Source organism: Paenibacillus pabuli NBRC 13638 (genome assembly GCF_001514495.1).
GTDB classification, from domain to species: domain Bacteria; phylum Bacillota; class Bacilli; order Paenibacillales; family Paenibacillaceae; genus Paenibacillus; species Paenibacillus pabuli.
Genome location: NZ_BCNM01000007.1, coordinates 80,833 through 93,668 on the forward strand (window position 1 = coordinate 80,833; position 12,836 = coordinate 93,668).

Below are 12,836 nucleotides of genomic sequence, written 5' to 3' on the forward strand. Positions count from 1 at the left end.
CGCTTATTAGACTGTTAACCAATCACACCTACATCGGCAACATGATTTGGTGATTTATCTCTTTTGTACAGGTATGCGAAACCGGATCTGTGTCCCTTTGCCCGAATGACTCTGAATCTCCAACCCTTGACCGTACAAGGACACCAGACGTCGATTTATATTCTGTAACCCTACACCCCCGGGGCCATCTGTACGTCCGTTCTTCACCTGAGCCAAACGTGCAGGCGGTATGCCCACGCCGTCATCCTGCACCTGAACAACGATATGCTCACCTTCCCTGGAAATACGGAGGTTAACCTTGCCGCCTGCGGCCCGCTCCATCACACCATGACGAATGGCATTCTCTACAAGCGGCTGGATACTGAGCGGCGGCAAGTAGAGATGCACATCAGGGTCTACCTCATAATCGACCACCAGACGCTCCTCAAAACGGGCCTGTTCCAGACGTACATAAGACTCCACCAATTCCAGTTCCTTAGCCAGTGGAACCAGCTGGTCCCTGTTCTGAAAATCGAAACTCCCCCTCAAGTATTGACTCAGCTCAATAAGCAGATCTGTCGCCTTGTCCGGGTTCACCGCACACGTCGCAATAATGACATTAAGTGCGTTATATAGAAAGTGAGGCTTGATCTGGGCTTGCAAAAAGGCCATTTCTGTACGAACGACCTCCTGCACCGAAGTTCTCATCTCGATTAACGTCCGTACCCGGGCACGCAATTCCCCTGCATCGACGGGTTTGCTCAGAAAGTCATTGGCACCTGCCTGAAAGCCCAACTTGATATCCTCAGGCATCCCGCGAGCGGTCAGCATCAGAATGGGCAGCTCAGACAGGGAGCTGTGCTCACGCAGTTTGCGGCACAGCTCCAGCCCGGACATCTGCGGCATCATCCAGTCTGTAATGACGAGATCAATGGACGGGTGTTCTTCACGCAGCTTCAATGCTGCGGTCCCGCTATTCGCTGCAATGACACGATAACGTTCCGTCGATAACAGATTGAACAGCACCTGTCGATTCACAGGGTCATCATCCACGATCAGAATCGTATGCTCTGCCTCCCTATTGTCCGTCTCATCTGATTCGACTGTAACGGTATCCAGCACCCTTTTTTCTTGAGCAGGTACATAACGGGCCGCGACAGGCTTCGAACTCGTTTGCAGCAGAGCCGTCTTCACAATAGGCAGCGTAAAATGAAAGGTTGAGCCTTGCCCTGGCTCCGATTCTACCCATATGGTCCCTCCCCCAAGCTCTACAAGCTTGCGTGTGATACTCAGTCCAAGACCCGTTCCCCCGCTTGCCCGCTCACTTGTTCCATTCCCCTGTTCATATGCCTGAAATATGTCCTCCTGCTTCTCCCGGGCGATCCCGACCCCCGTATCCGCGACAGATACCGTCACCAGGTCTCCATCCACACGGGCATACAGGCGAATCTCTCCTTGTTGGGTGTACTTATACGCATTACCCAGCAGGTTATACAGAACCTGCCTTAATCGATCCTCATCCGCTTCCACCAGCGGCAACGCTGGAGGCCACTGCTGAATCAGCACAATAGGCTTGTCCTCGAAGGTGAAACCGGAGACTTCAACTACCGTTCGGGCCACCGATTCCAAATCAACGGCTACCCGTTTTAATTCAATTTCACTATTTTTGAGCTTGGCAAAATCCAGAATATCGTTTACCAGCAGCGAAAGCCGCTTTCCGGTTGACGTAATCATGGACAGATTTTTGGCCTGCTTGGGCGTGACCGCTCCAGCCGCCCCTTCCAGCATCGACTGAGCAATATTGATAATCCCATGTAAGGGAGTTCTCAGTTCATGAGATGTATTCGCCATGAATTCATCCTTGAGCATGTCGATAGCAACCAGGCGTTCCGATAATGCTTCAACTTCACGGAAGGATTGTGCAAATCGGATCGCCGTAACGATCATCTGGGCAAAAACGAATAACAGAAGCTCGTACAGCGCGAGAAATGTCGTATCCATGGGGGTAAACGCACCCACGGTATGCAGCATAACGACCATACATATGCTCATCATGCTAATGAGAACGAAGTGGCTGTCATTGGGCCGTTTTTTCAACCAATGGAGCATGGCCCGCAGCGTGTAACCGATCACCACAAGTGAAATGAGCAGCATGGCCGGCTCCAGCCTCGAGAACAAAACAGGAGGCATAATCAGACCAACAGCGCACTGTGTAATGACCAGAATCACACCAAGACGGACAAACCATGGATGGACCGCTCCAGGTACAAGAGCGTCCATATAACGAAGCAGGTAATAATAAGCGAGAGCCGCGCTGATGAATTGAAGCCGCAGAATTTCATTGCTCGTTAGGAATGGCAGCAGCGTTCCCAGCAGCTTCTCTCCATGCGTCAGTGCGTACAACGCACCCGAAAGACTGAATAACCCCAGATAACGAAGTTCTTTCTCACTGCGTCGCAGCCTGAAAAGAAGCAGGAAGAAGGCCGCCGGGAGAATAAATCCAAATAACGTCATCAGATCCTTAAGCCAGTCCTGCTGTTGGCTTTTGAGAATGCTGTGCTCGTCCCCGAACAGAATGGATGCAACAATGCCGCCAGACGAGTAGCTGTAATTGGATACTTGAATGATCACATCTGCAACGTCGCCGTCTATGGATGTGAATCCCGTAAAAGGCAGATTGAGCTGAATGTCCGTATCTTGTGTGGGACCAGGCAGCCCTTTGCCGCCAATCTCTTTGCCATCGATGAATAAACGATGGGCCATGCGAATATTTCGAGTACGTATTCCGTAATCGTTCTTCTCTGTTCTCGGGGTTATTCTGACACGCAAATGATAGGTTCCGTAGCCATGGGCTTCTCCAAGTGTCTTGTTCCATTGGGACGGGACATGAATGCTTACAGGTGGAGAAAGCGGCTTACGCCCCGATACATCCACCTCAAAATCGACAGGCGTCAGCATCTGACCCGGATAGAAATCCCACGTTCCATTCAGAGCGGCAGCCCCCTGCCTGTCAAAAGTCCATGAAGTCAGATCTATGACTCCGTCCCTTGCTTGAGGATTGCCTCGTTCGGAAAATAAAGTCTGCATAATCGACCCCAGCGGAAAGACCACAATACAAATAAAGCTAATGGTGAGTATAATCCAGTGTTTTTTCATCTATGTATCCTTCCGCCTCCATGGCGAGAGACGTCTAATTTTGTCGTTTTGCACCTATAATCCCATGTTACACGTTTCTGTTGCTGACGGAAATAGTTGGCTTGTGATATTTTCAAACCAAAAAAGCCGCAGGCTCAGCTGCCGGAATGCACATCCGACAAAGAACCCGCGACTTCGTTTATTGGTCACCATCGTTCAATGGTTATTTAATAAAGATCTGTCAACTTGCCTCTTGTTCTACGCTTGTCCAACGATCTGAGCCAGCTTCTGCACAATCCCTGTCCAGCCCTGTTCCATCCGTTCGCGGACCATGGCATGAGCCTGTCCAAATTCAGTCAATTTGTCCGCATCCCAACCACTGTGAATCAAGGTGAAATCTGTACCCTGCGCCTGCTCCACCAGTTCGAAGCTCAGTGTCCAATCCTTGCCCCACCGAAATGACAGCTTATGCAGAGGCTGTACTTCCGTCACTTTACATGGTGAATTACCGAAAGGTCCAGCTTCCAGTATAAATTCATGTCCTTCCACTGGCTCCAGATTGCTCGGCATAAACCAGGATGCCATGCCTTTTGCCGTGGATACGATCTCCCACACTTTCTCCACAGGAGCGTGAAGCAATAATTGCTGCCGGATATCTGGCAGTGCACTTGATGATTCCACTACGAATCGCCTCCTATATATTAGCATTTTGCCTTACTCCTTTTGTCGCTCATGGATTCATACAAAATGCCCTTTTAACTTATTGTTCGAAATAAAGTGGTGAGTGTCAAATATATTCGGCTAACAACAGATATTCTGTTGACTGCCTTTGAAGCCAAACTTATAATTGGAACATATTACATAAAAGGTGCGTGATTCCTATGTTAGTCTGCTCCGAAAAATCCAATTTCAACCGTTGCCGGAGGGGATAACATCTCGCCGTCATTCCCTTCCACATTCTCATTTTAAATTAGGTTGTGGAGGAACGTACATGTCTTTTAGTTATTATGGTCCATTATGTACCGAGGTTTACAATGCTACCAAGCCCGTTGGACACTCCCTTGGAGGCGATATTGAATTTTATCGTGATGTTCTGATGAACTGCAATGGACGCATCCTTGAAGCGATGTCCGGTTCGGGTAGAGTGCTAATCCCATTACTTGAAGCCGGTTTGAAAGTAGACGGTCTTGATTATTCAACGGATATGCTTGATTCTTGCCGCGTTCTTTGCACCCAGCGGGGATTGTCCATGCCTGAATTGTTCGCTGCTGATCTGGAGACACTTGATCTTCCCTATCGCTACGAAGTCATAATTATTCCCGGAGGCTCCTTGTTGCTTATTCAAGACAGACAGGCCTCTATTAAGGCACTGCGCAATCTGTATCAACATTTGGAACCAGGCGGCCGACTTGTGCTGGACCTCTTTCTGCCGGATGTGACAACTACCACTTCACACTACTCAGGCACCTCGACTGTTCAATTACCGGATGGTGACACGATTACAATGGAGAGCAAAGACATCGAATTCAATATGCTTCAGCAATACAAAGTAAGTCTGATTCGCTATGAAAAGTGGCACCATGGCACCCTCATAGCCACAGAACTGCAACAGCTTGCATTACGTTGGTACGGTGTAGAAGAGTTCCGCATGATCCTGGAGCAGATTGGTTTCTCCGACATTGTCGTATACGCCGATTTTGATCCCCACCAGGCACCCTCGCGTTCTGATCAGAAATATGTGTTTGAAGCGACACGAGGGATATCCTCGAAAGTGATTTCGCTTTCCGGTCAAAGCGCTAACGAATCGACCACACCATAATAAGGGGAAATGGTGTGGAATACAAAGGGTAACGAACTTCAGTCACGTTATTGCGCCACAAAAATTTGGGGCAGTACCATGAAAGGTCCAAGATCGAGGATGTAACATGCCTACGATTCGTTAAACCGCAAACCTGTGGAAATTGCAGCTAATAACAAACGCTCGATTCGTTAGATCGTAATCACGCTAAAAGGGATGTCCCCGTCATGTTCATGACTTATGGGGCATCCCTTTTCCACCTTTTTAATTGCTTTATATAAATGTTCTAAATAGAGTCAGTATCCGCGGGAATATTGCTCCGCAATAGCAGCCTTATCCTTGCTGACACCCAACTCCAGAGCTGCATGGGTCGCCCAGTACGGATCACGCAGCATACCTCTGCCAACCGCGACCAGATCTGCATCACCGTTGCCGATAACCGCTTGAGCCAGAGCTGAGTCCTCCAGCATGCCTACCGCAATCACAGGAACGTTCAATTCTTCGCGGAAACGACGGGCGAATGGCACCTGGTAACCAGGGTAGTTACCCGGTTTACGTTGTCCTGAAGGTCCTTCACCACCGGAACTGATGTGGAACATATCCACACCTGCTGCCTGATAGGCACGAGACATTTCGATGGTATGATCTATGTCATACCCGCCATCGGCGTATTCTATGGCCGAAATCCGCATAATCAGCGGCATGTCTTCCGGCATTTCTTTTTTCACTGCACGAATGATTTCGACGCCAAAACGCGACAGATCCTGTCCATACTCATCCTCGCGATGATTCATTAGCGGAGAGTGGAACTGGTGGATGAGATAACCATGAGCTCCGTGCAATTCTATAGCATCAACCCCGGCAGCTACTGCACGGCGTACACCGTCCGCAAACTTCTGAACCATAGCTTGCGTTTCTTCCGTAGTTAACGCGTGTGGCGTATTGTAGCTCTCTCCAGGGAAAGTAACCACTGATGGTGCTACGGGCTGAGCCGCATCCTCCGCTTTACGTCCTGCATGTGCAATCTGAATTGCCACTTTGGAGCCATAAGCGTGAATGCCATCCACCAGCTTGGCAAAGGCAGGGATGTGTTCATCCGACCAGATGCCCAGGTCATTGTCAGTGATGCGTCCATCGGGATCCACATCCGTCATCTCAATGACGATCAACCCCGTACCCCCAACTGCACGGCTTACATAGTGAACCTGATGCCAATCGTTTGGAATACCGTCTTTGGCAGTCACAGAATATTGGCACATCGGTGCCATGACGACACGGTTATTTAATTGAAGCCCCTTGAATTGATACGGGGAAAATAATTTCTCTGTCATATCACTTGCATCTCCTATTCAATATAATGATATATGTCGAGGCAATTACATGTTTCCCAACTTGGAAAACCGCTGCCCATTCTTGACGTTCACAAGCGACTTGAGTCATGCTCAATCATGATGAACCCAATCTTTCACCACTCATTATTATGAACCAGACTACTCATATTGCAAGTACGTACATTTTTGTTACATAGTACCCTTTTTTATACCTAGTCTGTTCCAACCACCGATTGATCATTACTCGAAACCGTCCCAAATCATGATATGATAGCCATACAGACACATAGGAAATAATATACCCAGATAAAATAAACCAAAGCCAAAGGAGCGATTACTGGTGAAAGATATTTTAATCCAACGACTGATTACCTATGCTCAAATGGATACACAATCTGATGAAAATAGTGAGACATGCCCTTCCACTCCCGGCCAGCTGGTTTTGGGAAAACATTTGGTTGAAGAATGCAAATCGATTGGTTTGCAGGATGTGACCATGGATGATAATGGCTACGTGATGGCGACATTGCCATCCAATACGGACAAGGACATTCCGGTGATTGGTTTCCTGGCCCATTTGGATACAGCTACTGATTTTACAGGCAAAGATGTCAAACCACAGGTCATCGACAACTATGATGGACAGGATATTGTACTGAATCAGGAACTGGATGTGGTGTTATCCACCACCGATTTCCCGGAACTGCGTGAATATAAAGGCCACACTTTGATCACAACAGACGGCACAACACTGCTTGGTGCGGACAATAAAGCGGGCATTACCGAAATCATGACGGCAATGGCTTATCTGATTGAACACCCGGAATTGAAACACGGAAAGATCCGCGTTGCGTTTACCCCGGATGAAGAAATTGGCCGCGGGCCGCATAAGTTCGATGTGCCTGCTTTTGGAGCCAAATATGCTTACACGGTGGACGGCGGTCCACTCGGCGAGCTGGAGTACGAAAGCTTCAATGCTGCAGCTGCCAAAATTACGGTTCGAGGTACCAACGTGCACCCAGGCACAGCCAAGAATAAGATGGTGAATTCGGCCAAAATCGCGATGGAACTGAATCGCCGGCTACCTGCAGAAGAAGCTCCCGAGTTCACGGACGGTTATGAAGGGTTCTATCACTTGTTATCCATTGAGGGAGATGTCGAGCTGACCCAGATGAGCTACATCATCCGCGACTTCGACCGGGAGAAGTTCGAGCAACGCAAGACAACCTTATTGAATGTCGTTAGCGAGCTGCAAACCAAATATGGCAAGAAAAGCATCTCCATCGAATTAAATGATCAGTACTATAACATGCGGGAAAAAATTGAACCTGTGCGCCAGATCGTCGATATTGCACATGAAGCCATGACTCGTCTGGATATTGAGCCGATCATTCGCCCGATTCGCGGAGGTACGGACGGTTCCCAGCTCTCTTACATGGGCATGCCTACACCCAATATCTTCACTGGTGGAGAGAACTATCACGGCAAGTTCGAATATGTATCCGTCGATAATATGGTGAAGGCGACGCAGGTCATCGTAGAGATTGCCCAATTATTTGAACAGCGTGGAGACGTTTAATCTGCAATCGATTTCTGTAACAGCATTGGAAAAGAAAACCTTTCACCTAGCAGGTGGACGCCAAAAAGACGCCCTCTGACATGCAGAGGGTGTCTTTACATCTATGCAACGGGGCTTGAAGCCCTGCCATCTTTCCTATTTATTCGTACATATTGCCTCCCGCAATTTCACGCAGCTGCTCCAGATTGTTGATCACGATCTTACGCTGCTCTTTGCGAATGATTTCACGGTCACAGAGGGCATGGACAACCCGGTTCAAGTGCCTGTAGCTTGTGCCCAGCATGTCTGCCAATTCTGTCAGTTTGGAGGTCTGGATTTCTTCCGTGACCTGCTCCCCTTGTTCCATCGTGGATAACAAATAGCTCGCAAAACGGCTTTCGACCGGGTACAGCAGATTGAGACTCGACAGATTGGAGAAGGTATACAACTTGTGGGTCACATGACTGAGCATAAAATGGAGAAATTTCGCGTTTTCTGCATATGTATTCTGGAGATAGCGATAGCTTACGCCAAGCAGAAGGCTCTTGTTGACGGATTCCACCGTATTATTGGCTTCCTTGCCATGGATCAGCTCCAGATCACCGACCAGCGCAGGCGGTGTACTGAAACGAAGCAGCAGAGATTTGCCATTCGACAGCGTTGTATAAATCTTGAGCTTGCCCTGAACTAGAAAATATAATCGTTCGGGACGTTCCCCTTTGGCACATATCATTTCGCCCTTGGAGGCTTCAAGCAGCCTTAATTCGGCAAGTACAGACTCGTCCAGCACCTGATCCAGGCCATGCTCTCGAGCAAGGTGGCGCAGCAATCCAAAATCCATGATTTCTCTCATCCCGGGTACACTCCTAATGTGTGATTCTATATATCCTACTGGACACATGTCCCATAAATCATATAGAGCCGTGCAGATATCTTGATATAAAAATAGTTACAACTAGAACTTATATCCAGTAAATCCGTTTAAATAGGAATTATTTTAAGATTCCGACTTAGAAAAGACAATATTTTAATGAAAAAGGAGTACATGATAGCGCACTCTTACCCGATGAAAGATAAGTATGATATCGTTTCTAATTCAACTTAATTTTAGATATTGAAAGGATGGTTCGACTTACCATGAACGTTGTAGATGCTCTTCTGAAAGTTATGCCCTATATCAGTCTGATTCTTAGAGAACCAGCGAGTCTGACGGTGTATGATCATGAGAAGGTGTTGTATTCTGTCTCCACCGACAAATTCAATCTCGGATTCAACGAAGGTGATCCGCTTTTGGACGGGTATAAGAACTTCACCGCACTTACGAACGGAAACGAAGCCTCTTTGACCCACCTCCCGGCAGAATACTACGGTATCGAGCTGGATGTCCTTAATATACCGATCTTGGACGACAACCATCAGGTTGTCGCCATCTTCTGCGTGTCTTACGACCAATCGAATCAAAATCAGCTTGAAGCTATTATACAAGAGAACCGAACGATTAATGGAACTCTGGTCGAAATGGTCCAGCACGTCGCTGCTCATGCCGAGGAATTGCAGGCCACCAGCGAACAAATTCTGGAGAACACACGTCTAGCGGTACAGAACTCTTCCCAGATTAACAAAGTGGCTGGATTCATTCGTGAAATTTCTGAACAAACCAATCTCCTTGGACTGAATGCCGCCATTGAAGCTGCTCGTGTAGGTGAAGCCGGTGCAGGTTTTGGTGTTGTAGCAACAGAAGTACGCAAGCTTTCGGTCGATGCCAAACAGGCTACCAGTGATATTGATATTAGCTTGAGAGATGTACAAGAAGTTATTAAACAGATGGAAGTTGAAGTCTCCCAGATCGCAGCCTCTTCACAGGAGCAAGCTACCCTCGTATCATCCTTCACGGATGTGATTGAGAAGCTGAATGCAACGGGCGAACGCATGAAAGCTCTGTCCGAGCAACTCATTAGTTACTCTGTGAACCATTAGGAGAGGTATCTCTCAGGGAATGGAACTCGTTCGGGCAGATCATACTTCATCTTATTTCCTCATATGTAACAAACAGGACTCTGGAACTTCCGTTAAGGAATTTCAGAGTCCTGTTTTAGTTTTCCTTTATCGTGGTGTATTTCACGAATTCATTCTACTTTGTCCCTGTAACCTCAGCCTCGGATTCCCAACACTCCACTTCACCCGGAATGTGAATACGATCCCGCGTAAAGATCGGGTCTCTTCCCTCGGCCTTTTGTTTCTTATAGTCCTTAAGTGCTTCGAACGTCACCTTGGACAACATCAGGATGGCAATCAGGTTCACCACTACCATCAATCCCATAAATAGATCAGCCAGATCCCATACCAACTGTACCTTGGCAATAGCACCGAACAGCACCATCGCGATGACACAGATACGGTATACCCACAGCCAAATCTTATTGGACTTGATAAACTCAATATTGGTCTCTCCATAATAATAATTCCCGATGAGTGTGCTAAAGGCAAACAGGAATACCATGACTGCCAAAAACCCGGATGCCCATGATCCGATATGCACACTCAATGCCGCTTGGGTCAATTCAATCCCGCCCAGATCCGAACCTTTGTACACGCCTGACAACAAAATGATCATGGCTGTGCTTGTACAAATGACCAACGTATCCGTCAATACACCAAACGCTTGAATAAGCCCTTGTTTGACCGGATGCGTTGTATCCGCCGTTGCCGCAGCATTCGGCGCACTACCCATACCCGCCTCATTGGAGAATAAACCACGTTTGACACCATTCATCAGTGCAGCTCCCAGTGTACCACCTGCAACCTGTTCAATACCAAAGGCATTTTTCACAATTAATGCAATCATGGCAGGGACCTGAGTGATGTTGGCCAACACAACAAATGCAGCAACACCGATGTATAACACGGCAAGAACGACAACAATGTATTCGGATGCTTTGGCGATCCGTTTAACACCGCCCATAATAATTCCCGCAAATACAACGGCCATAATAATGCCTACCGTCAATCGATCCACACCGAAAGAATTTTTGAAAGCGACAGTGATCGTATTGGACTGCACCGCATTAAAGACCAAACCGAACGATAATGTAATGAGAATTGCGAACAAGATCCCCATCCAGCGTTTTCCCAATCCACGCTCCATATAATATGCCGGACCCCCGCGGAATCCACCATTGTCCTTAACCTTATAAATTTGGGCAAGCGTGCTCTCCACAAAACTGGAGGCCGAACCAATAATCGCAATGATCCACATCCAGAACACAGCTCCTGGTCCGCCCAGTGCGATTGCCAGCGCTATACCGGTAATATTTCCGGTACCTACACGGGCTGCCATACTGATACAGAATGCCTGAAACGGTGAAATTTTGCCCGGCTCCTTGCTTTTCGGCTCCGCGAGCACTTTGACCATATCTCCAATCATGCGGAATTGCATGAATCGAGTTTTGGTCGTAAAGTATATCCCGCATACGACCAACAAAATAATTAATAGCTTGGACCACAGAAAATCGTTGAAAACGATGACAATATCTTGTATTGTTTGCTCCATCAGCAATGCCCCTTTTCGTTGGTGTATCGTTAAAAAGTGTCCCAGCCGCATGACTGAGCGAAAAAAACCCATACTAATTGCAAAATGCATGCAGTTCTATCACACAGAGACGGACTGCTTTACGGCTAAAATACGATGGATTAGTGGATAGTTTGTACCATTTCACATAAATCTGAATCCACACGTTTGGATGTTACTTATACTACAGGGACATCTACGAAAATCGACAAATACCTACATCGAATGGTTTAATTTTTTTATAAATTAGCAACCTTTATCCATTCACTGTCACTTTATCTGACATAATATTCAACTTCTATTGGGCAATATCTAAAGTTGAAACGGGGCTTCACACCAGGATACGCAACCAAGTATGATAAGAATGTACATGTAGAGAGGCAAGCTTAGACAATCACACCCATTGATTCTGAGGCGGTATAGACCGTTCACCATACATTGATTCATCGCATCATTTGCGGAGGAAGGAGTTACGACATGCGTTATTTTATCGTGGATGATGATCCAGGAGTTCGTTCCATGTTGATGGATATGATAGAGGATGAAGGGCTGGGAGACATTGCCGGGGAGGCCGAGGACGGAGCACATATCCACGCCGAGCTGCTGGAGCTGCACAAGGTGGATGTTCTGCTGATTGATCTGCTCATGCCACAGCGGGACGGTATTGAAACGGTACGGGCGCTTGAGGGAAGGTTCGAAGGCAAGATCGTAATGATTTCCCAAATTGAGTCAAAAAATATGATTGGCGAAGCCTATTCGCTAGGCATCGAATATTACATTACGAAGCCGATTAATCGGCTGGAGATCCTGTCTGTTCTGCGTTTGGTGGAAGAACGCCTGCGCATGCAGCAATCCATTGCAGATATTCAGCGGACGCTGCAAGGGTTGGCCAGACTGCAATCTCCCGAACGTGCTGCGGCACAAGCTCCAGACAAGACGATTACCACAGCAGGGCATTTCCTGCTGTCCGAGATGGGCATGATCGGAGAAGCAGGCAGCAGGGATCTGCTGGACATGCTGGAATATCTGGAGCAGGTCGAGACGGAGGACCATAAGCTGTCTCCGTACATGTTCCCTTCACTGAAGGACATTTTCCAAAATGTTGCGTTACGCAAACTGGGCAGAGATGCTTCCCCGGCAGAAGTGACCAAGGAGATTAAGGCATCGGAACAGCGTGTCCGAAGAGCCATTTTCCAGACTCTAAGCCATGTTGTGTCTCTTGGACTGACGGATTATACACATCCGAAGTTCGAAAATTATGCGTCTAAGTTCTTTGATTTTACCGAGATTCGTAAAAAGATGCTGGAATTGCAAAACAATGTGGAACCTTCCCTGTCCCAGACACGCATTAACACAAAAAAATTCGTTCAGGTCTTATATCTGGAGGCCAAACGGTTGCTGCATTAGTGGAATGTTTCGATGTTCCCCATTGAATGTGGCAATATGCATGTACGATAGAACAAGCGG

Annotated in this window: 9 protein-coding genes; 4 read left to right on the plus strand and 5 right to left on the minus strand. The window is 47.5% G+C overall.

What is annotated here, in order from left to right:
* Positions 1 to 54: 54 nt before the first annotated feature.
* Positions 55 to 3,135 carry an ATP-binding protein gene (locus tag PPA03S_RS11515; protein ID WP_062322911.1) on the minus strand — a complete coding sequence of 1,027 codons (3,081 nt, stop codon included), beginning with the start codon at positions 3,133 to 3,135 and terminating at the stop codon, positions 55 to 57.
* A 237-nt stretch (positions 3,136 to 3,372) separates the two neighbouring features.
* On the minus strand, positions 3,373 to 3,795 hold the full coding sequence (locus PPA03S_RS11520; protein ID WP_411835212.1) for an SRPBCC family protein: 423 nt from the start codon (positions 3,793 to 3,795) through the stop codon (positions 3,373 to 3,375).
* A gap of 310 nt (positions 3,796 to 4,105) precedes the next feature.
* On the opposite strand from PPA03S_RS11520, the gene PPA03S_RS11525 reads away from it, so the two are divergent.
* Entirely contained in the window at positions 4,106 to 4,933 is an 828-nt protein-coding gene (locus PPA03S_RS11525) for a class I SAM-dependent methyltransferase (protein WP_062322915.1), read from the plus strand.
* Positions 4,934 to 5,208: 275 nt separating this feature from the next.
* On the opposite strand, the gene PPA03S_RS11530 is transcribed toward PPA03S_RS11525, so the two are convergent.
* Positions 5,209 to 6,243 (minus strand): NADH:flavin oxidoreductase/NADH oxidase, encoded by a 1,035-nt coding sequence (locus tag PPA03S_RS11530; protein WP_062322917.1) that lies wholly within the window; start codon positions 6,241 to 6,243, stop codon positions 5,209 to 5,211.
* A gap of 340 nt (positions 6,244 to 6,583) precedes the next feature.
* On the opposite strand from PPA03S_RS11530, the gene pepT reads away from it, so the two are divergent.
* Complete coding sequence (pepT, locus tag PPA03S_RS11535) at positions 6,584 to 7,822, plus strand: peptidase T (protein ID WP_062322919.1); 1,239 nt, start codon at positions 6,584 to 6,586, stop codon at positions 7,820 to 7,822.
* Positions 7,823 to 7,961: 139 nt separating this feature from the next.
* Here pepT and PPA03S_RS11540 read toward each other — a convergent pair whose 3' ends face one another.
* Positions 7,962 to 8,654, minus strand: a complete 693-nt coding sequence (locus PPA03S_RS11540; RefSeq protein WP_062322921.1) for a Crp/Fnr family transcriptional regulator — start codon at positions 8,652 to 8,654, stop codon at positions 7,962 to 7,964.
* 665 nt (positions 8,655 to 9,319) lie between these two features.
* Here PPA03S_RS11540 and PPA03S_RS34500 point away from each other — a divergent pair.
* Positions 9,320 to 9,778 (plus strand): methyl-accepting chemotaxis protein, encoded by a 459-nt coding sequence (locus PPA03S_RS34500; RefSeq protein WP_245683582.1) that lies wholly within the window; start codon positions 9,320 to 9,322, stop codon positions 9,776 to 9,778.
* Between the two features lie 154 nt (positions 9,779 to 9,932).
* Here the strand turns inward: PPA03S_RS34500 and PPA03S_RS11550 are convergent, their stop codons facing one another.
* Positions 9,933 to 11,351, minus strand: a complete 1,419-nt coding sequence (locus PPA03S_RS11550; protein ID WP_062322926.1) for an alanine/glycine:cation symporter family protein — start codon at positions 11,349 to 11,351, stop codon at positions 9,933 to 9,935.
* A 495-nt stretch (positions 11,352 to 11,846) separates the two neighbouring features.
* On the opposite strand from PPA03S_RS11550, the gene PPA03S_RS11555 reads away from it, so the two are divergent.
* The gene (locus tag PPA03S_RS11555) at positions 11,847 to 12,776 is read left to right on the plus strand and encodes a response regulator (protein ID WP_062322927.1); all 930 of its coding nucleotides are present in this window, start codon (positions 11,847 to 11,849) and stop codon (positions 12,774 to 12,776) included.
* Positions 12,777 to 12,836: the final 60 nt, after the last annotated feature.